The following is a 20,922-nucleotide window of genomic DNA, read 5'->3' as shown; positions in this document are numbered from 1 at the left end:
TTTTTTAAACAATAAATTCTCTAGCAAGGTAAAAGGATAACCTTAGATCGCTTTATTGGTGTTCTCTTCTTCAGCAATCTTTGCTAAACGTGTCTTAACTTCATCTTCTGAAAGATTATGCTCGATTACATAACGATTACGTGGATGAGTTCGGCACTCTGATGAGCAACCACCCAAATATTTTGCTTCATTTTCTTCTGAGCATAGAATCTGTTTATTACAGTCGGGATTGCTACAATTAATATAGCGTTCACAAGGGCTACCATCAAAGTAATCCTGACCAACCACGACATGCTCAACCTGATTAATCGGAACGCTAATACGTTCATCAAACACATACATTTTCCCATCCCAAAGCTGTCCTTTAACCTCAGGGTCTTTGGCATAAGTTGCGATTCCCCCATGAAGCTGGTTGACATTTTCAAAGCCTTTTTCGATCAACCAACCAGAAAATTTCTCGCAACGAATCCCGCCTGTGCAGTAAGTCAAAATCTGTTTTCCTTTAAATTTTTCTTTATGTGCCTCAATCCACTGAGGTAGCTCTCGGAAAGTACGAATATCAGGACGAACAGCACCACGAAAATGTCCAAGGTCATATTCATAATCATTACGAGCATCAATGACAACAGTATCTTCTTTTTGCATTGCTTCAAAGAATTCTTTAGGGTCAAGATAGTTTCCTGTGACTTCCTTTGGATTGATATCTTCATCACCTAAACGAAGTGTAACGAGCTCAGGACGAGGCTTCACCTTCATTTTTTTAAAGGCATGTCCATCTGCTTCGTCAATTTTGAATGGCATGTTGCTAAAGCGAGGATCTGCATGCATGGCATCCATATAAGCCTGTGTCGCTTCAATAGTTCCAGAAACAGTCCCATTTATCCCTTCTTCAGCCACGAGAATGCGGCCTTTAAGTCCTAATGATTCACAGAATGCTTTATGCTCTTTGGCATAGCCCTCTGGGTCATGCATTTCTACGTAGTTGTAGTATAACAATACGCGATATTTTTTCATTTTAATAACCACCTATTCGATCGTATTTGCAAGATACGGATGTAGGGGTAGTCATGAGTCTCTTGCACTACAATATTATAAGGAACTTTATATACTTTTTCAACCTTTTGGTTAATATTCTGAATTACTTTATGGTTACCCTAACGTAAAGGAGCAAATACTAATTTTAAGTTTAATCTAAGCAACATGAAACATTCTATACTTCAAAATCAGTATTTCCTAAAGCGGTTTTATCAAAAGCCTTTAACAGGTTTCCAGCTGCACTCTAGGAATAGTTATAGTCTAAATACAACGTTAAATTTGAAAAAAGTATTTAAGTTCCAATCAACAGAAACGTGATTAGCTAGCGCTTTCTTATTGGTGGGCTTTAGTATATGATTACTATAAATGAAAAGATTCTATTAAAATGATAGGAGGATAATAACTTGACTAATAAAACTTTAAGTCAATTTGAAAGTTTAATTGAAGCAATCAAGCCATTAAAAAAAGTATCTGAATGATGCTAGTATAGTTTCATGGACACAACGTAGTTAAGTCTTTAAGATTATTACTAGGAGGTTGTGTCCAATGTCAAATCAAAAACACGGTAAACGTTACAATGATGATTTCAGAAAGATGGTTTCATTCAGACCTTGGTAGTCAATATACAAGCGATGAATTCGCCAATTTAATTGAAACGTTTAATATGACGCATTCATTTAGTTATAAAGGTAGTCCCTACGATAATGCATGCATTGAATCATTCCATGCCATTTTAAAGAAAGAAGAAGTAAACCATGTTCAGTATTTAGATGAATACTCAGCAAAAATAGCATTATTTCAATACATTGAAGGTTGGTATAATCGCAAAAGAATTCATGGCAGTATAAATTACATGACGCCACAAGAAGCAGAAAATTTCTGCCGAAATGCTGGCTAAAAATATCATTGAAAACTTAAACTATTTGTGTCCAAGATATTGACATAGATCCAGAAGCAAGTCTTTGCCAACCTATTAAAGAAGGAAAATGGTCAGTCATACAAATTGTGGGGCATCTATATTATTGGGATAAATTTAATCTAGAACAGATGATACCATATATGGATGAAGGTGTTGATTTACCAGAGTTCCCTGACCAAGACCAACATAATCAAAAGCTATCTCTTAAGGATTTTTCAGTTACAGCCTAAAGGCAATTAAAACCAACGCTGGGTGATAATATGTGATTATGATAAAAAACTCTGCTGAACAGCTTGCTTTAGTAATGCTAAAGTTTTAGGTTGTAAAGCAATGAATAAGGCAATGGATACTGGAATAAGTAGGAATAGATAAGCGGAAGCCGCACTATATACCTCTGCTAGCCAACCTAATAGTGGTGCAGCTATAACAATGGACAAGTGGTTAATTGTCATGCGATAACTTGACATTCTGCCATGATACGCTTTATCGGTTAAAATTTGCTGTGTGGACTGTAGTACGATTCGGATCCACGTTGTACTTAGACCGATTAAAAATACACCGATACATATTACCGCTATCGGGGTACTGGATAAGCCTAAAATCAGTAATCCGAAACCAGTTATAATAAGAGCAGAGGCTGTATGGAACTGCCTTCTTTGTCTGAACCACCAGATGCCCGTCAACCCCGCCATCCCTCCCCCGATTGAAATTAAGGCATCCAAAAAACCATAAATGATTGAAGAATGCCCCATTTGCTCAATTGTGTATACGGATAAAAAACCGATACTTGTATGGAGAACTAGCTGCCCTGCCATAGTTAAGCTGAATAGCCGGAATAAATGGCGGTGACGAAAGAGATAATGCAATCCTTCAAAAAGATCAAGATGAATATTTCGATTTTTCCCTTTTAGCACTTGAGGTTCTTTATGCTCTTTGATCATTAGCAACGTGAATAGTGTAGCTATGTATAGACAAATCATCGTGGTTATTACCAGATTTACGTTTAATGTCTTAATAATTAGACCACCTAAGCTGGCCCCTAATAGCGCACCAAGCTCAGTAAAGGTATTTGTGTAAGCGATCACCTTAGTGAGCTGTCTGCTCGGAAATGATTTTGCACAATGTGCCTGCATCGTTGCTCTAAACAGGGTACCCATCAATTGATGGAACATATGGATAGTCAAGATTAACGAAGGGAAAAAAGGGAGCATCGTCAGTGCGATATAAACAAGACAAATCGATAGGATATGGCCGATTAAAGCAAATAAGGCTAATTTTTTTCTGGAAAATCGATCAATAATGGCACCCAGATAGAGGTTTGTCAGCAGGCTCGGAAGAAATCCTAAACCAACAAGTAAACCAGTATATTCCGCTCGGCCAGTCATCTGATACAATAGCCAGGAGATCGTGACTAAATAAATAGTTCTAGCTGTTTCACCGAAAAAGAAACTGGCTAAGATTGATAGATAAATACTCATCATAACATACCCCTTATTTCGTGATATGTTATAGTATAGAGATGTTTCTGATATAAAAAAATTATATATAAATTATATATTATGATAAGAAAAACTTATATCATGGAGGGCCAAAAGTGAAAATAGATGATTTTACTTTACTTTACACTTTAGCTAAGCAAGGAACAGTTCGAGCAGCGGCTGAGACACTGTTTATTTCACAGCCTGCCGTTAGCCAACGTTTACAACAGATTGAACGCGACTGGGGGCATCAACTTTTTCTTCGTACCCCAAGAAGGTTAATACCAACACCAATAGGAGAAGAGGTGCTGGCATTTACCCAAGATTATTTAAGACAAGAGCAGCTTTTAAAAGAAAAAATTCTTCAATTAAAAGGGGAAATTTCCGGCACGCTATCATTAGGGGGGTCTTCAGTAATTGGTCAATACATACTCCCCTCACTACTAAATCAATATATGAAGAATTATCCACTCGTTAAGATTAATCTAATGACGGGTGTTAGTGATGAAATCGCCCAAGGACAATATCATGTTAGAATTACGAGAGGACAAAGCTCAAACAATAAGCAAGCTATTAAGCTCTTTGATGACCCATTATATTTAGTAGCAGATAAACGTATGGCTAAATCTAAACCCTTTATTGAACACCAAGCTGACAAAACTATCAAACGCTTATTCAAACGTGGCGCAGAGAATATTTTACAACACCACCTCAGATTGTTGCGGTCGATCAAATTGAAACCTGCAAACAGATGGTTGTCCATGGTGTTGGGAGAAGTGTCTTACCCAAAACAGTTATTCGCGATCTCAATGCTGATGACTTTGAAATCACACCCTTATTTATAGCTGATCAACCCTTTGTTCGTCCTACTTGGCTAATAACCGAAGGTGGGGCGTTAGCATTACCCCAAGTTGCAGCTTTTGTAGAAATGGCTCTAACAGACTTGATCCATCATTAGCTTGAGAATAATTTGATCAGAGCTTGTGTGCCACTATCTTCTTCACCAGCTTCGGCAAGTTCTTGATAAAGGGATAAGGCTAATTTTAAGCCTGGAGTGGCTAAGCCCATTTCTTCTGCTGTTTCAAGCGCAATGGTCATATCCTTAATAAAGTGTTTGACGTAAAAACCAGGTTTGAAATCACCGGCAATGATTCGTGGCGCTAGGTTGGATAGTGACCAACTACTGGCAGCTCCAGTTGAGATGCTTTCTAGTACTAGATTAGGGTCTAATCCCGCTTTTCTTGCATATGCGATCGCTTCAGACACGCCAATCATGTTTGTAGCAATCGTGATTTGATTACACATTTTAGTATGCTGGCCAGAGCCTGCTGGTCCTTGATAAACAATTTTTTCGCCCATCATTTTCAATAATGGGAGTGCTAACTGGTAAGCTTGCTTTTCTCCACCTACCATGATCGCGAGCGTACCATTCTTTGCTCCAATGTCCCCACCTGATACAGGGGCATCTAAAGCCATAAGCTGTTTCTGTTTGGCTGCTTCGGCAATTCTTTCTGCTAACTTTGGCTTTGAGGTAGTCATATCAATTAATAGCGTATTGGGTTTCGCATTTTCAATTAACCCATTCGGTCCAAAATATATTTCTTCAACATCACTAGGATAGCCCACAATAGTAATCGCCACATCAACAGCATGAGCTAATTCAGTAACACTGTCATGCCATGTCGCACCGGCATCAATTAATGAATCAGCTTTCGCCTTTGTACGTGTATAGACGTGGATGTCATGTCCGGCTCTTAATAAATGCAAGGCCATACTTTTACCCATTACCCCTGTTCCAATAAATCCGATTGTAGTCATTTCAATACCACATCCCTATTAAAATTTGTTATGATCATTTTAACGCAGTTTAATAGACAGTCATACCCCAGATTTAAATATAGCTCAAACTTCTTTCTAGAGCCTAAATCAGTTTATCGGGAGAAAAGCTTGTCTATATACAGTCGATGGTTACGGGCAAGCTGATACGACAAGCTTGCAGAAAGATAACAGGATCGAATAAAGGGGTGGTCATTGTTAGAATGGCAAATTAAATCGTTCCACGAGCTTTCCACAATAGAATGGTATCAAATGGCCAAGCTAAGAGCGATACATTTATGAGCAAGCTTCTTTTGGAAGGGGAACCGTGACCCAAGTGAGCGAGGCGAAGGATATGCAAAAGCGTTATTAGAAAAGGGCCTTTATCATTGGATTAACGTTATGAATAAGCCTGTGATCAAGATTCAGGCAGAGCGTACCTGGCGAAGTTTTATCAGTCATTTGGCTTTAAAAAGATATCAGAGCCATATTTAGTTTATGATATTTGGCATGTTGATATGTTATCGCAGTGTAACTGGCTGGGGCTGCGATAACTCGCCTCATCGAAGGGCTCTTGTAAAACCTCCACTACAAGAAATAAGGGAACACGTCATGTCTAGTGAGAGATCCAACAGCCAGTAAACGTCTCGATTGGTTCAACTAACGTTCAATGGGGGAGAGAGGAAGCTGACTCAGTTCGCAACGTCTGCACGAGTATCCTATGCGTCCAACCTCCTACTGAACGAAGTTTCACTTTATGGAATAAGGGGGATATAAATGAATTGGAAGATCAAGAGCTTTGACCAGCTCTCGTTAACAGAGCTTTATCTAATCTTGCAGGCTAGAGTACAGGTGTTTGTTGTTGAACAAAATTGTCCCTATCCGGAGGTGGATGGTATTGATCCAAACTGTACCCACCTCTTTAAGCGGGAGGGTGACAGGATTGTAGCTTATGCACGGCTAATACCACAGGGCGTGCTGTATGATGAGGCATCAATTGGACGAATTCTTGTAGCGGAGTCTTATCGTAAAATGGTTATGGTCGAGAATTGCTAGCAAAAGCGATAGAGGTTATCACAGAGGATTGGCAACAAGACCAAATTAAACTTCACGCACAGGTGTACTTGCTCGATTTTTACCAATCATTTGGTTTTAAAGAAGCGACAGACCACTACTTAGAAGATGGCATTCCTCACGTGGATATGGTGAGAGACTATTGCTGATCAAAGATCTCAGACTTAAATACTAAAAAGGATGCCCAGTCACATGCGGACTGGGCACTGTTGTATATGGATTGATATGGAGTATTGGGTAGAGTAGATCAATCCATATACGAGCTATCACTCGATAGCATCTATATAAAATCGATTAGGAAAGGGGAGTTTCCTAATGGATGAACTTATTCTCCTCTTAGTGTCAAAGAGGTTTCTTGAGCAACACCATCACGATAATAGGATATGGTAATGGTATCGCCTACCGCTGTCTCGCGATACAAGTACTGCTTTAGGTCCATCATGTTATGGATGGCTTCTCCATTAATAGCCGTGATAACGTCGTATATCTTTAATCCTGCTTCCTTAGCAGCTGACTCTTCTTGAACTTCAGCTACAACAATTCCGCTATTGACTTCATTTGGATCTAAATGAAGTGTTTGCTGAATATGCTGTTGTGGTACGTTAGAAAAATCAATCGCACTAATTCCCATAAAAGGCCGCTCTATTGAACCATGAGCTTCAAGCTGTTCAATAATAGGTAGAGCTTCATCAATTGGAATCGCAAAGCCAATTCCTTCTACTGTCCCTAATGCAATTTTCATTGAGTTGATCCCGATAACCTCACCGGCACTATTAATCAATGCTCCACCGCTATTACCTGGATTAATTGCCGCATCTGTTTGAATAACGTCAACCGTCCAATCTGGTATACCATCGTTATTTAAATCTACGTCTAGTGTTCGATCGAGTCCGCTTATAATTCCCTTTGTGACGGTACCAGCGAACTCTGTTCCAAGTGGATTCCCAATCGCAATAGCTGTTTCACCAACAATTAAGTCTCTAGAGCTACCAAAGGTTGCAACTGTGTCAACATGAGCTGCATCAATACTAAGTACAGCTAAATCAGTGAGCTCATCTGAGCCAAGTAATTCAGCTTCTACTCGTTCACCGTCTGTTAAGATCACTTCAAGCTCATTAGCTCCACTTACAACATGGTGATTGGTTACAACATAAGCACGATCTTCTTCAACTTTATAAATAACACCAGATCCAGACCCTGACGTACTTTCTGACCATAAATCTGCTGTTTGAATATTGGCTATTCCAACAACTGCTTCAGCAACGTTACTCAATACATCTGTCGAGATATCATCACCTGCTGTCGATGTTTGAATTAAATTTTGAGTGGTGGCTTGATCTGCTTGATGATTTTCATTGTCTGTTTCCTTCGGTATAATACCGAAGAAAAGCAACAGGAATCCAATGATCGCAACAGTAAGACCGCCAGTAATCCCGCTTAACCAAAGGGCCATTGCGCTTGGCTTAGAACGGTTAGGAGATGATGGATTTAACTTTTCCTCTACGTGTTGCTCCTCCTGTCTATTGTACTCTTGATCATGATACTCATTAAATTCTGACATACGAGCCACTCCTTTCAAAAAATTTGTCGTGATATCGGATTTACCGCAGTGTAACTGTCTGGGGCCGCGATTACTCGCCCCATCGAAGGGCTTTTGTAAGACTCCACTACAAGAAAAAAGTGAACAGGTCATGTCTAAGTAGCAGATCCACACAGCCAGTAACGGCCCGATTGGTTCAACTAACGTTCAGTGGGGAGAGAGGAAGCTGACTAAGTTCGCGACGCCGTGTCGCAACGTCTGCACGAGCACACCCTATGCGCCGAAACCCCACTGAACGAAGGCTTCAGTTTATATGGATATTATAACGAGCAGAATAGGCAATAATTCGGTATAATTGTAAAAAAAGTATGGAAGTTTTTTAGCTAGTCAACCGATTCTAATTATGGGAAAATAAATAGCAATAAAGGAGGCATTAGAGATGGCCTATCATATTTTTATTGTTGAGGATGATCCGAATATTCGTGAGATTGTCTCAGCTTACCTAAAGAAGGATGGCTACCGTGTTTCCATAGCAGATAATGCAGAAGATGCATGGGAATTGACACGCGGTCAACAGCCAGATATGTGGATTTTAGATATCATGTTACCTGGAATGGATGGGTATGAGCTATGTAAGAAAATACGTCAAGAGAGCGAAGTCCCCATTATTATTATTTCTGCCAAAGATGAGGAAGTAGATAAAATATTAGGGCTTGAGCTTGGAGGCGATGACTATTTAACGAAGCCATTCAGTCCTCGTGAGCTTGTTGCCCGAGTTAAACGTTTGTTTAAACGTGTGGCACAGGTATATCAACCGATTGGTGATACGACGACACATCAATTTAAAGCTGGTGAGCTTATCGTTAAAGCAAATGACCGTCGTGTATTTTGGCATAATAAAGAGGTAGAGGTTACAGCTAAAGAATACGATTTATTGTGTAATCTAGTGCAGAATCAGAACCGTGCCTTTTCCCGTGAAGAATTATTGACATTAATTTGGGGGGAAGATTATTTCGGTAGTGATCGAGCTGTTGATGATTTGGTTAAACGATTAAGAAAGAAAATCGATGGTTTACCTATTGAGACTGTTTGGGGGTTTGGTTACCGATTAAGAGATGAGAGCGAAGATCAATGAGATTACAAACACAGCTTACCTTAGCATTCACAACACTACTGTTTATTACCATGTCTATTCTTGCTGTAACCATCCATTCACTCTTGCTGGATGTACTGATCCAAAATGAACGTAATCAGTTACAGGAAAAAGGGAAGATTATTGTTCAATTATACTATAGTGATTTTGCTCCTGCTGGTTTTGGACAATGGTTAACAGACGAAGGGTTGTATATGTTTATCTATGATCGTGAACGGGAACAAATTAGATATCATCAAGACTCTCTTGACCCTGAACTCATTAAGTATTGGGTTAAAACCTATGATTTAGCACAGCAGGAGCAGCCGCTTTGGTATGATGGGGAAACTTACTATGTCGTTTCTATCATTCGAATATATCCGAATATTGTTAATCAAGACCTTGTCTTGTTTACCCCTTTAGATGACCTACAGGAGGTTCAACAAAGCTTCTTTAACCAATTGATTATTGTCTTTTTAGTTGGGATTTTAGTTATTATCATTTTGACACATTACTTTACACACCGAATGGTTACCCCGTTGACCCAGCTTAAATATCAATTAAAGAAAGTCGAAAAACGACAATTTGATGATATCAAACGTGTCAAAGCAACTGGAGAAATCAAGGAAGTTGAAGAAAGCGTGATTGAAATGGCTCGGGAATTACAGCGTTATATGAAATCCCAGCAGCAATTTTTACAAAATGCGAGCCATGAATTAAAGACACCATTGATGACGATTCAAGGCTATGCTGAAGGAATTCGTGATGGTATTTTTGAAGCTGAAGAGTCAGACCAAGGATTGGAGATCATGGTTGCTGAAATTAGTCGATTAAAGAAAATAATTAATGAGATGATTTTGTTAGCTAAGTTAGATAGTGATGAAAACATTTATCAAGTCCATTCACTTTATATTAGTGAATTAATTCAATCAACAGTAGATCGAGCCTTACCTATGGCAACAGACCAACAAATTGCCTTATTTCATACGGTTAAGCAAGATGCTGTGATAAAAATAGACCAGGAAAAAATGCTAAGAGCCATGATGAATATTGTCACGAATGCCATCCGTCACGCTAAAACAAAGGTGTATATTGAAGTGACTCAGGAGTCTGGGCGGCTTTATATCACTATTGATGATGATGGTGAGGGTATTGATGACGCGTTAATGCCTCATTTGTTTGAGCGTTTTATTAAAGGAAAGGGTGGCGAAACAGGATTAGGGCTAGCGATATCCCGGGCAATTGTTGAACGTTCAAACGGCGTTATTCGGGTCGATCGTTCTCCAATGGGGGGAGCTCGGTTTACCATTGTGTTGAAGATATGAATAATTAAATCGGGTTAGAGTCATCATGGATGCTCGCCCGATTTTTTGTTGTGGCAAAAACTTTGTTAAATAACATTTTTAAAAAAACATATACTTTCTGTAATAAAGTATGCTATAATTACTCGGTTATAGTCGTGTTTTATCGCAGAGTAACTGGCTGGGGCTGCGATTACTCGCCTCATAAAGGGCTTTTGTAAGCTTCCCAATTAAAGAAATAAGGGAACGGGCATGTCTAAGTGGGAGATCCAACAGCCAGTAACGGCCCGATTCGTTCAACTAACGTTCAGTGGGGAAGAGGGAAGGTGACTAAGTTCGTGACGTCGTGTCGCAACGTCTACACGAGCACATCCTATGCGTCGCCCCCCACTGAACGAAGTTTCACTTTATAAAGAGGAGTTGTAAAGGGATGCAATTAAGAGAAGATATTCGTAATATAGCGATTATTGCACACGTCGACCATGGTAAAACGACTTTGGTTGACCAGCTACTTCGCTATTCAGGGACATTTCGTGATAATGAGCATGTCGACGAGCGAGCGATGGATTCAAACGATATAGAGCGCGAGCGTGGTATTACCATTTTAGCTAAAAATACAGCGATCAACTATCAAAATACTCGGATAAATATATTAGATACCCCTGGACACGCCGACTTTGGCGGAGAGGTTGAGCGGATTCTCCAGATGGTTGATGGCGTGCTTCTTGTGGTTGATGCTTATGAAGGATGTATGCCACAGACACGTTTTGTTTTAAAAAAAGCTTTAGAACAAAAGCTAACCCCTGTTGTCGTATTAAATAAAATTGATCGACCAAATGCTCGGCCAGATCAAGTCGTCGATGAGGTATTGGATCTTTTTATCGAGCTTGGTGCTGATGATAACCAGCTTGAGTTTCCGGTCGTTTACGCATCAGCTTTAAATGGGACCTCTGGTGAAGAGCCTGATCAACAAGAAAAATCAATGGAAGCTGTTTTTAAAACGATTATGAGTCATATTCCGGCTCCGGTAGATAACAACGAAGAGCCGCTGCAATTTCAAGTCACATTACTTGATTATAATGATTATCTTGGCCGAATTGGTATTGGCCGTGTTAATCGTGGATCAATTAAGGTAGGGCAGCAAGTTACCCTTATTAAAAAGGATGGTCAAACGAAGAATTTCCGTGTCACGAAAATGTTTGGCTTCTTAGGGTTAAAACGAATTGAAATCGAACATGCCCGTGCAGGGGATATTATTGCATTAACAGGTTTAGAAGATATCAATGTTGGTGAGACGGTTTGTCCAGTTGATCATCTCGAGGCACTGCCTTTGTTGCATATTGACGAACCAACCTTACAAATGACGTTTGTTGTCAATAACAGCCCTTTTGCCGGTAGAGAAGGGAAATATATTACATCGAGGAAAATTGAAGAACGTCTAATGATGCAGTTAGAAACAGACGTAAGCTTGCGAGTAGATCCAACAGAATCACCAGATGCTTGGATTGTCTCTGGTCGTGGTGAGCTTCACCTCTCGATTTTAGTTGAGAATATGAGACGCGAAGGCTACGAACTTCAATTATCAAAGCCTCAGGTCATTATTAAAGAAATTGATGGAGTCAAGTGTGAACCGATGGAACGTGTTCAAGTTGATGTGCCAGAGGAGCATACAGGGGCTGTTATGGAGTCGCTCGGCTCACGTAAAGGTGAAATGCTGGATATGGTTAATCAAGGTAATGGACAAGTTCGACTCGAATTTAAAGTGCCTTCACGTGGATTAATCGGTTATTCAACTGAATTTATGACCCAAACGCGAGGCTATGGCATTATTAATCATACCTTTGATAGCTATGAGCCTGTCGTTGATGGTAAAGTGGGAGGGCGTCGTCAAGGCGTACTTGTTGCTTTAGAAAACGGTAAGGCTTCAACTTACGGAATCATGAATCTAGAGGATCGTGGCGTAATTTTTGTTGAGCCAGGTACAGAGGTCTATGCAGGGATGATTGTTGGCGAACATAACCGTGACAATGATCTGACGGTTAATATAACCAAAGAAAAACACTTAACCAATGTTCGATCTGCTACAAAGGACCAAACCTCTACCATTCGTAAAACACGTCAATTGTCCTTGGAAGAGGCGATTGAATACTTAAACGATGATGAGTACTGTGAAGTTACACCAGAGTCGATCCGGTTACGTAAGAAAATATTAAATAAGAGTGAACGTGAAAAAGCAGCTAAGAAGAAATAACACAGAGCTTCTGATTAATAAGAAAATAGATGACAGATTTAATAAATGCGTATCGACATTTTGTCGATACGCATTTTTAATATAGTGAATGTAATCCTTCTCCAGTTACACTGCGATAAATACTAAATATCTCTTCGCATCGCTTTTAAAACATCGATTTGTGTTGCTTTCTTGGCAGGACGAGAGCCAGAAATGATCGTAACCACCAGACAGATTGTAATCGCAATGGCAACAAGACTCCACGGAATCGATGAGAATTTCAATCCTTCCGGTAGTTGGTCGTCAAAAACAGCTTCCAAAATGAGAGGTATGCCGAGATTAACAGCAAAACTAATCAGGTAAGAGATGGCTGTTCCAATTAAAGCTCCGATCATACCGATATAAGTACTTTCCAACAAAAATATTTGCTTAATTGTTTTTGGATTTGCACCGATTGCCTTCATAATTCCAATGTCAGGAGCACGCTCTGTTACGGCCATGGTCATTGTGTTAAAGATCCCGATTGATGCAATTAAAACAGCAATTGTTCCAATAAAAATTAAACCAGCTTTAGCAATTGAAAATAGCATGTTAATTTGTCTAATTTCATTGGCAACGGAATAGGCATAATAATTCTCTTCACTTAAATGGGTTGTTAAGTCCTCTACCTGTTGTAAGGAGTGGGTATATATCTTGACAATTTCATAGGTCCGCTCTGCTTCTTGATCAGTGACCTCAAATGCATAAGGATTTCCATTTCGTGCTTCCGTAAAGGCTTCAATCTCTTGTTGAAATAGTTCAGACATATAGATGGTTGTATCAACCGCCCATTCTCGACTAGGTTCTTCTGTTACACCAACGACGACAACCTCAAAAGCTTTCGTCTCTACATTGTCATCCTCATCATATTTTTCAATCTCAAAAGATAAAGTTTGGCCGATAATATCTTCAGTAAAAAGCGTGCCAGCATTTCTATTTCCTTGCTCATCATATACTTCTTCCGGATCTAAACCGGTTGGCAATAACTGATCAACAAAATGGTAGCCGACGACAACTTCATTGGCTTTCGAAGGGTAATCTCCCTCTGCTAATGTCATACCTGCTTTTTGCTCAGACGGAAAATGAACAAATTGTGACTCTGAGTATTCGTTAGATAGTTCAAAACCATTTATTTGATAATGAATCGCTTGGGCTAAATAGTTTCTCCGTGTGACTGACCGGACGTTATCAAGGGTTTCAAAATAGCTAATATCTTGGTCGTTAATTTCACGATATTCTGCTTCATTTTCATAACCATAAATCGAGATTTCATTAATGGTATCTTGCTCCATTATGTCCTTAAGTAATGTATCATGAAGACCGAATCCAACTGAAGCAAGTACAATTAAGAAAGCACTTGCCATAGCGGTTGCTAGTACAGTCATAAAGATACGCATCCTGTTTTTCTTCATATTTTGTCTGACAAATTTTATCTTATCTTTAAATGTCATGAGAGTTGCCCTCCTTCAATAAGCTTACCATCTTGTAATTCGATAGTACGATTACCGATTTTGGCTACTTCTTTGTCATGAGTAATGATCAAAAAGGTAATGCCAAGCTCTTGATTTAACTGTTTAATAAAGTCAAGCAAGCTTGCTTCTGTTTCACTATCCAGACTACCTGTCGGCTCATCAGCTAGTATCAAAGGGGGATTAAGCACCAGCGCTCTTGCGATACTGACTCGTTGTTGTTGGCCACCAGATAGTTCACTTGGATAATGATTATGAAATTGTCCTAGTCCTACTCTAGCTAATGTCTGTTTAGTTAAAGCTTGACGATCTTTTTCTGGCATACCTTTTAAGATTAAAGGCAATTCTACATTTTGATAAGCAGTCATACTTGGAATAAGTTGAAAATTTTGAAAGATAAAACCGAGCTGATCCAGTCGAAAATCAGCAAATTGGGCTTCGGTAAACGTACTGACCTCAGTATGATTAATTATGATTTGACCAGAGACTGGTCTAATGAAGCCACTTATTAAGTTTAATAAGGTTGATTTACCTGAACCACTGCGACCGATTATGGCTACGACTTCTCCAGCTTCAACCGAAAAATTAATGTCATGAAGTACAGGTAATATTGTTTTCTGTCCTTTTTTCCCCATCTCAAAATGGTGTGACAAGTTCTTTACTGTAATCATATACTATCCTCCAATTTTAATTTCCTACTAACATGACGAGACAAATTTACAAAAAGATGCAAAAAAATATCGTCATGGATAATAATATGGGGACATAAGTGAAACTTCGTTCAGTGGGGGTGAGTTACGACACGACGTTGCGAACTTAGCCAGCTTCTTCTCTCCCCACTGAACGTAAGTTGACCAGTTTGGCTGTTACTGGCTGTTGGATCTCTCATTTAGACAAGACGTGTTCCCTTATTACTTGAAGTGGGAGGCTTACAAAAGCCCTTCGATGGGGCGAGTTTTCAAATGCGTACATAGCTACAAAAAATTCCGATCACCAAACAATGATGACCGGAGTTTTGTTAATCGTTTTAATTCATTATCATTCAAATCGAAATTAAGCTCTAAAGCGACTAAGGAATTCTTGAAGACGTTCATTTTGAGAATGTTCAATAATATCAGAAGCAGTACCTTGTTCTGCAATAACGCCTTCATCTAAAAAGAGCACTTTATCTGCGATATCTAATGCAAAGTCCATTTCATGAGTAACAAGCACCATCGCCATATCGTCATTTTTAGCAATGTCACGAATGACTTCAAGCACTTCTCCAACTAGTTCAGGATCTAGGGCGGAGGTTACTTCATCGAAAAGCATGATTTTTGGACGCATAACAAGCGCGCGCGCCATCGCTACTCGTTGCTTTTGCCCACCAGATAATTGACTCGGATAATTATGAATTTTATCACCTAAGCCCACTCTTTCAAGCATTTCAATTGACCGTTGCTCAACCTCCTTTTTGTCTTCTCCTTTGACATGAATGGGTGCAGTCATGCAGTTTTCTAATATGGTCATATGTGGAAATAGATTAAAATGCTGAAAGACCATTCCAATATCGCCTCGGACTGAACGTAAGTGTTTTTCGTTTGCCTTTACCATCTTTTCGTCCTTTTCCATTTTCCAAAGGTTTGTTCCATCAACAATGATATCCCCTGATGTTGGTTCTTCTAACGTCATCAACATGCGAATAATCGTGGTTTTACCTGAACCGCTTGGACCAATTATGGCAATTTTTTCTGCTGGATAAATATCTAAATCAATCCCTTTTAATACCTCTACATCACCAAAAGATTTATGGACATTCTGATAGCGAACTATTGGTTCAGTCATTGCGACGTCACTCCTTTATTTGTTTTTTTATTTGCGTTATTATTGAATCGTGTATTCATCTTCACTTCAAGTTTACGAATGCAAAGGGCTGATGGATAACTTAAGGCGAGTAGGATTAAGCCAACAATAGTTAAAGCTTCAATATAGGCCCAATTTCGAGCGCCAAAAGTATTGGCCATATATAAAATACCTTGAACACCAATGGTTGAAGTAATAGGTACTTCTTTAAATAAAATAATAAAATAGTTGCCAAGCATTGGGATGGTTGGTGGAATAGCCTGAGGTAAGATAATTTTCAACCACTTATCTCGAATCGAAAAGTTGAGAGCTGTAGCTGCTTCCCATTGGCCTTTTTCAACACTTTCAATTCCTGAACGGTAAATTTCACCAATATAAGTACTGAAGTGGATACCTAGACCGACAACAGCACATGTAAATGCACTTAATGTCACGCCAACATAGGGAATAACTGGCCAAGCAAAATAAAGAAAAAACAACTGAACTAAAGGTGGAGTTGACCGAATGAACTCCATTATCCATGTAACAAACCAGTTCAGGCTGCGATTAGGGATACGACGTAAGAATAGCCATACAAAACCGAAGATTAGAGCAAAGAGAAACGTTGCGAATGTTACAGCAATGGTCATTCCAATTCCTTCAAGTACGAAAGGGAAAGCTTCTGTCAGGCGATCCCAACTCCAATAATTCGTGTTCATGAGCTGGCCACTCCTTTCTTAGCTACTTTCTCGGCTTTTCTTGTTAAGAAGATTAACGGCAAAGCGAGGATAAAGTAAAAGACCAAAACCATGATATAAATAAGTGGTCCATAAGATAGATTTGAGCTCCTCAAAATATTGCCGAAATATAAGACATCATTTAGTCCAATTAATGAGACTAATGCTGTTCCTTTTAACATTTGAATGGTGTAATTTCCGAATTCAGGTAACATCATCCGAACTGCCTGAGGGAAGATGACTAAACGCATCCGTTGAAAGCTTGACATGTTTAATGCGATTGCTGCCTCAAATTGCCCTGGTGCTACGGCCAAAATCGAACTTCGAACCACTTCAGAGAGATAAGCACCATAATTTAATCCAATTGCCATCACTCCAATAACCCAATTCGAGGCAAGCGATAGCCCAAACAAAATTGGAATAGCATAAACAAGCCAAAAAAGCTGGACAATTAATGAAGTCCCACGAAAAATTTCAACATATAGGCCGGTGATTTTTCTAATCAAGATATTTTTAGATAGGCTACAAAGGCCTGCAATAAATGCCATCAGGTAAGCAAATAAAGCTGAGGCGACTAGAATAGTAAGGGTAATGCTTAAGCCCCGTGCTAGCTGTGGTGCAATATCCATAATTGGATTCATATCATCACTCCTTAGCAATTTATTAATAATGGAATTTCAAAGCAAGAAATAATCCAGCCCCCAAGGCTAGTGGGGAACTGGACCCGATGGAGTCTTAATCGACTGCTTATCTAGTTGTTAGTGATTAATAATTTTCACCACTAATGATGCTCTCTGTTGTAACATCCTCAGGTGGAAAGTTATTTTCTGGGTGAAAGCCATTAGCCTCAAGTATTTCTTGTACAGTTCCATCTTCTTTCAGTTCCTGTAGGGCCTCATTGTATGCGTCACGTAGTTGTTCATTCTCTAAACTAAATGCTGCCGCCCCGTAACTTGGGATGCCCTCAATATTCTCTGGCTGTTGAAAGTCTTCAACGAGCTCAAGATCAGTGTTATTAGCTGATTCAAATGCCATGCGGACTGTCATTTCAGTTCCCGTAGTTGCGTCAGCACGACCTGCCTGAACAGCGGAGAAGGTTGAAGGGATATCAGACGCTGTGGTAATTTGATCTTCGCTAACACCTGACTCAAGTAAAAATTCATATTCGGTAGCACCTTCCATGACTACAACCGTAATATCAGGATTATTAGCGATATCTTCGTAGCTATAAAGTTGATGTGGATTTCCGGCAGCGACGACTAAACCTTCACCATACATCATCTCTGGTTCTCCAAATAGGGCATTCTCTGCTCGATCTGGTGTAATCGCCATACCTGCTGTAATAACATCGAACTGTCCAGCTTGGACACCTGGGATAAGTTGTCCCCATTCGGCTAGTTGCCCTTCTACATGATCGATTCCAAGTTCAGCAAAGACAGCGGTAGCAATTTCGACTGCAGCACCTTTAAGCTCGCCATTTTCTTCATAGGCGTAAGGCGCTTCATTCGAAAATCCAATGGTTACCCTTCTTGCATCTTGTAATTGCTCTAAACTACTTTGATCATCATCATTATTTCCATTGCTACATCCTGCTACAATGATAAGGCTGATAGCTAGGAATAAACCCTTCACTAAATGTTTCAAGTTGAAAAACCTCCTCATTTAATTAGGAATACAATCCGGACTGTTTCCTCTTCTGTGACATGGGTTTCTTTTGTAATGTCACATTTTACAAAATTTCTGGAGCAAAATCTTTTGCCATGCATGTAATAATGATAACGAGGATAATGTGTCACTTCAAATAAGCTATAGGCTCATTCTTAGCGTTATAAGAGCAAATTTAGCCGTTTGATTTAAACAGCTTTCAGATCCCCATAAATAGTCTGGTATCTTTTTATTTTCTTTACCATACTTTTGGAAAAAAAGAGCTGCCCTAGAAAATTACACGTGGTAATCTTTAGGGCAGCTTTAGCTTGGGCTGTCTTTTTGGTTTATAAAAGCGGTTGTTCAAAATGACCAATAATAAGCATTGCGTCACAGTGTTGGTTGGTGTTTACCTTACTAAAGGAGTAAGATTTGTTCTCTTCCGATCACGACTCGATCTGCTTACTTCTAATTTCGGCTCTTTTGAAGGTTACGATTTGGTTAAGTTTTCTTGAAAGCCACATTACTTTGTCAAAAACTGATCTAATAATGTTTTATAGCTTTGGATTAAAGGGTGGAGCTGGGCTGAGTTTTGTTGATAAATAACACTTTGATACATGCTTTGATAGTACCATTGTTGATGCTCTCTTCCTCGGTCAAAGGCTTGCCAAATCGATTCACCCAACCTAGCTTCACTATCAAGCATCGACTGAAGGTTATCAATTTTATCAGCACAAATAATCAATTTAGCTTCTAGTGGCGCATGCTTAATTTTGGCAATGCTATGTTGTTTTCTTTGCTCCCAATCGACTGTTTTGTTCTCTTCTGTAAGATATTTGACTAATTGGGTCACGTTTTTTCCAAACAAATGGTCAAGTTCTGCGAATGTTCCATCAGTATCTTCAACGATATCATGTAAGAGGCCTGCAATGACAACATGATCGGCACAATGATAGGACTTGAGCAACATCGCTACACGGTAAGGATGCGCAATATACGGTGTTTCATCTACTTTGCGTCGCTGTCCCTCGTGTTTTTGTGTGGCATATGTGATTGCATCCATTAATGATTGATTAAACATACGGGTATCCCCCTTTTTTTAAATCTGACCTTAGTTTATCGCAGTGTAACGGTCTGGGGCTGCGATTACTCGCCCCATCGAAGGGCTTTTGTAAGACCCCCCTTCAAGAAATAAGTGAACACGTCATGTATAAATGGGAGATCCAACAGCCAGTAACAGCCCGATTGGTTCAACTAACGTTCAGTGTGAGAGAGAGGAAGCTGACTAATTTCGCGACGTCGTGTCGCAACGTCTACACTAGCATCCTATGTGTCGAAACCCCACTGAACGAACTTTCACTTTATTGTAAAGTAATCCCATTATACCGATTTTTATTCTGATAATAAAGCTGACTATCTGTTATACTAATGATCAGATAGAATAATAATCTCTTATATTTAGTGGAGGGGTAAAAATTGAGATGGATAAAATTAATGATAATCATTACTGTACTATCCCTTGTAGCCTGTAATAATCAGAAACAGGATCAAGCCCAGTTTGCTGAGGATAGTCAACTAGAGCTAGAAGATAAGCAGGTGGAATCCGGACCTGAGCTATACGAAATAACCTTAGCGGCTATTGGTGATATTCTGATCCACGATCGGGTTTATGATGATGCACGTACAGATCAAGGTTTTGATTTTATGCCTATGATTGAAAGAGTAGCCCCTTATTTAACTGCGGCAGATGTGGTTACCGCTAATCAAGAGACAATGATTGGTGGAGAGGAATATGGCTTATCAGGCTATCCATCCTTTAACAGTCCAAAAGAAGTCGGTGATATGTTAAAAGAGGTGGGAGTTGATTTAGTTAACCTAGCTAATAACCACACTTTAGATCGAGGTGAAGAGGTGGTTTACTCAGCTCTTGATTATTGGGATGAATTAGGTGTTGAATATGTTGGTTCATATCGTAGTTTCTCTGATCGAGATCGAATTAGAACCGTAGAAAAAAATAATATTGGGCTAGCATTTTTGGGCTATAGTTATGGTACGAATGGCATTCCGATTCCAGATGGGAAAGAATACTTAATCAATTTAATTGATCGGGAACAAATTTCCCATGATGTTCAGTTAGCGAAACAGCATGCAGATGTTGTTGTGATGCATTTGCATTTTGGTGATGAATATGTCAGAATGCCGAATGAACAACAAAAGGAGCTGGCTCAGTTTGTCGCCGACTTAGGTGTTGATGTCATTTTAGGTCATCACCCCCATGTTTTACAGCCGATTGAATGGCTAGAAAGAGAAGATGGTCAAGAAACACTGGTCATCTATTCACTTGGCAATTTCTTATCCGGTCAAGATCAGCTCTACCGTCAAATAGGTGGTATATTAGAGTTAACCATTAAAAAAGAAGTGGATCAAGAAGGTTCTACTACTGAAATCACATCACCACGTTTTCTGCCGACATATGTAACCTTTGCAGAAAATCCCCCGCATCAGTTTAGAATGATACCGATGCATGAATTAACTGATCAGCAGCTCGAAGCCGCTCGCTATCATTATGAGGAGATTAAAGAGCATATGTCGCAATGGTTACCAGAATTAGATTTTATTAACTAAAATATGGCCCGAAGCTAGGCAGTAAAATGTCATTTTGCTATAATGTAAAAATACGAGATTTTA

At 39.4% G+C, this 20,922-nt stretch carries 17 protein-coding genes and 3 pseudogenes; 9 read left to right on the top strand and 11 right to left on the bottom strand.

Features of this window, described 5'->3' with window-relative positions; genetic code table 11:
• Window positions 1–42: 42 nt before the first annotated feature.
• Complete coding sequence (trhO, locus tag ASE01S_RS02290) at window positions 43–1,014, bottom strand: oxygen-dependent tRNA uridine(34) hydroxylase TrhO (protein ID WP_067837642.1); 972 nt, start codon at window positions 1,012–1,014, stop codon at window positions 43–45.
• Between the two features lie 622 nt (window positions 1,015–1,636).
• On the opposite strand from trhO, the pseudogene ASE01S_RS02285 reads away from it, so the two are divergent.
• Window positions 1,637–1,933 (top strand): annotated as a pseudogene (locus ASE01S_RS02285) (integrase core domain-containing protein); the annotation flags it as partial.
• A 23-nt stretch (window positions 1,934–1,956) separates the two neighbouring features.
• Complete coding sequence (locus tag ASE01S_RS16435; RefSeq protein WP_373277925.1) at window positions 1,957–2,184, top strand: DinB family protein; 228 nt, start codon at window positions 1,957–1,959, stop codon at window positions 2,182–2,184.
• Between the two features lie 36 nt (window positions 2,185–2,220).
• Here ASE01S_RS16435 and ASE01S_RS02280 read toward each other — a convergent pair whose 3' ends face one another.
• Complete coding sequence (locus ASE01S_RS02280; protein ID WP_067837636.1) at window positions 2,221–3,432, bottom strand: MFS transporter; 1,212 nt, start codon at window positions 3,430–3,432, stop codon at window positions 2,221–2,223.
• Between the two features lie 116 nt (window positions 3,433–3,548).
• Between ASE01S_RS02280 and ASE01S_RS02275 the strand changes: the two are divergent.
• Both ASE01S_RS02275 and ASE01S_RS16430 read left to right on the top strand, forming a co-directional pair.
• Window positions 3,549–4,055: pseudogene (locus ASE01S_RS02275) on the top strand (LysR family transcriptional regulator); the annotation flags it as partial.
• A 50-nt stretch (window positions 4,056–4,105) separates the two neighbouring features.
• Complete coding sequence (locus ASE01S_RS16430) at window positions 4,106–4,390, top strand: LysR substrate-binding domain-containing protein (RefSeq protein ID WP_083511991.1); 285 nt, start codon at window positions 4,106–4,108, stop codon at window positions 4,388–4,390.
• Here the strand turns inward: ASE01S_RS16430 and ASE01S_RS02270 are convergent.
• Window positions 4,387–5,250 carry an NAD(P)-dependent oxidoreductase gene (locus ASE01S_RS02270; RefSeq protein ID WP_067837630.1) on the bottom strand — a complete coding sequence of 288 codons (864 nt, stop codon included), beginning with the start codon at window positions 5,248–5,250 and terminating at the stop codon, window positions 4,387–4,389. The two genes, ASE01S_RS16430 and ASE01S_RS02270, sit on opposite strands and share 4 nt — an antisense overlap.
• Before the next feature lie 774 nt (window positions 5,251–6,024).
• Here ASE01S_RS02270 and ASE01S_RS02265 point away from each other — a divergent pair.
• A pseudogene (locus tag ASE01S_RS02265) lies at window positions 6,025–6,470 on the top strand (GNAT family N-acetyltransferase).
• Between the two features lie 176 nt (window positions 6,471–6,646).
• Here ASE01S_RS02265 and ASE01S_RS02260 read toward each other — a convergent pair.
• On the bottom strand, window positions 6,647–7,882 hold the full coding sequence (locus ASE01S_RS02260) for a S1C family serine protease (protein ID WP_067837627.1): 1,236 nt from the start codon (window positions 7,880–7,882) through the stop codon (window positions 6,647–6,649).
• Window positions 7,883–8,300: 418 nt separating this feature from the next.
• On the opposite strand from ASE01S_RS02260, the gene ASE01S_RS02255 reads away from it, so the two are divergent.
• The 3 genes from ASE01S_RS02255 (at window position 8,301) to typA (ending at window position 12,545) form a co-directional block, all read left to right on the top strand.
• Window positions 8,301–8,996 (top strand): response regulator transcription factor, encoded by a 696-nt coding sequence (locus ASE01S_RS02255; RefSeq protein WP_067837624.1) that lies wholly within the window; start codon window positions 8,301–8,303, stop codon window positions 8,994–8,996.
• On the top strand, window positions 8,993–10,318 hold the full coding sequence (locus tag ASE01S_RS02250) for a sensor histidine kinase (RefSeq protein WP_067837621.1): 1,326 nt from the start codon (window positions 8,993–8,995) through the stop codon (window positions 10,316–10,318). Before ASE01S_RS02255 ends, ASE01S_RS02250 begins: the two co-directional genes overlap by 4 nt.
• Window positions 10,319–10,724: 406 nt before the next feature.
• Entirely contained in the window at window positions 10,725–12,545 is a 1,821-nt protein-coding gene (typA, locus tag ASE01S_RS02245; RefSeq protein ID WP_067837620.1) for a translational GTPase TypA, read from the top strand.
• A 122-nt stretch (window positions 12,546–12,667) separates the two neighbouring features.
• Here the strand turns inward: typA and ASE01S_RS02240 are convergent, their stop codons facing one another.
• From ASE01S_RS02240 to ASE01S_RS02210, 7 genes are all read right to left on the bottom strand, one after another.
• Window positions 12,668–14,014 carry an ABC transporter permease gene (locus ASE01S_RS02240; RefSeq protein WP_067837616.1) on the bottom strand — a complete coding sequence of 449 codons (1,347 nt, stop codon included), beginning with the start codon at window positions 14,012–14,014 and terminating at the stop codon, window positions 12,668–12,670.
• A complete protein-coding gene (locus tag ASE01S_RS02235; protein WP_067837613.1) occupies window positions 14,011–14,703 on the bottom strand; it encodes an ABC transporter ATP-binding protein in 693 nt (230 codons plus the stop codon). Before ASE01S_RS02235 ends, ASE01S_RS02240 begins: the two co-directional genes overlap by 4 nt.
• A gap of 382 nt (window positions 14,704–15,085) precedes the next feature.
• On the bottom strand, window positions 15,086–15,856 hold the full coding sequence (gene ehuA / locus ASE01S_RS02230; RefSeq protein WP_067837612.1) for an ectoine/hydroxyectoine ABC transporter ATP-binding protein EhuA: 771 nt from the start codon (window positions 15,854–15,856) through the stop codon (window positions 15,086–15,088).
• Window positions 15,853–16,572 carry an ectoine/hydroxyectoine ABC transporter permease subunit EhuD gene (gene ehuD / locus ASE01S_RS02225; RefSeq protein ID WP_067837609.1) on the bottom strand — a complete coding sequence of 240 codons (720 nt, stop codon included), beginning with the start codon at window positions 16,570–16,572 and terminating at the stop codon, window positions 15,853–15,855. The genes ehuA and ehuD overlap by 4 nt, the downstream gene beginning before the upstream one ends.
• The gene (locus ASE01S_RS02220; protein ID WP_067837607.1) at window positions 16,569–17,231 is read right to left on the bottom strand and encodes an amino acid ABC transporter permease; all 663 of its coding nucleotides are present in this window, start codon (window positions 17,229–17,231) and stop codon (window positions 16,569–16,571) included. The genes ehuD and ASE01S_RS02220 overlap by 4 nt, the downstream gene beginning before the upstream one ends.
• A gap of 124 nt (window positions 17,232–17,355) precedes the next feature.
• Window positions 17,356–18,234: an ectoine/hydroxyectoine ABC transporter substrate-binding protein EhuB gene (gene ehuB / locus ASE01S_RS02215; protein ID WP_067837603.1), complete on the bottom strand. Its 879-nt coding sequence runs from the start codon at window positions 18,232–18,234 to the stop codon at window positions 17,356–17,358.
• A 523-nt stretch (window positions 18,235–18,757) separates the two neighbouring features.
• Window positions 18,758–19,315 carry an HD domain-containing protein gene (locus ASE01S_RS02210; RefSeq protein WP_067837599.1) on the bottom strand — a complete coding sequence of 186 codons (558 nt, stop codon included), beginning with the start codon at window positions 19,313–19,315 and terminating at the stop codon, window positions 18,758–18,760.
• A gap of 395 nt (window positions 19,316–19,710) precedes the next feature.
• Between ASE01S_RS02210 and ASE01S_RS02205 the strand changes: the two genes are divergently transcribed.
• Window positions 19,711–20,859 (top strand): CapA family protein, encoded by a 1,149-nt coding sequence (locus ASE01S_RS02205; RefSeq protein WP_245630307.1) that lies wholly within the window; start codon window positions 19,711–19,713, stop codon window positions 20,857–20,859.
• The last annotated feature ends 63 nt before the right edge of the window (window positions 20,860–20,922 follow it).

It is taken from the genome of Amphibacillus sediminis NBRC 103570, from assembly GCF_001552275.1.
Classification (GTDB): Bacteria; Bacillota; Bacilli; order Bacillales; family Amphibacillaceae; genus Amphibacillus_B; species Amphibacillus_B sediminis.
Note: the sequence above shows the minus strand (reverse complement) of the source record. Positions and strands in the feature narration are given on the sequence as shown.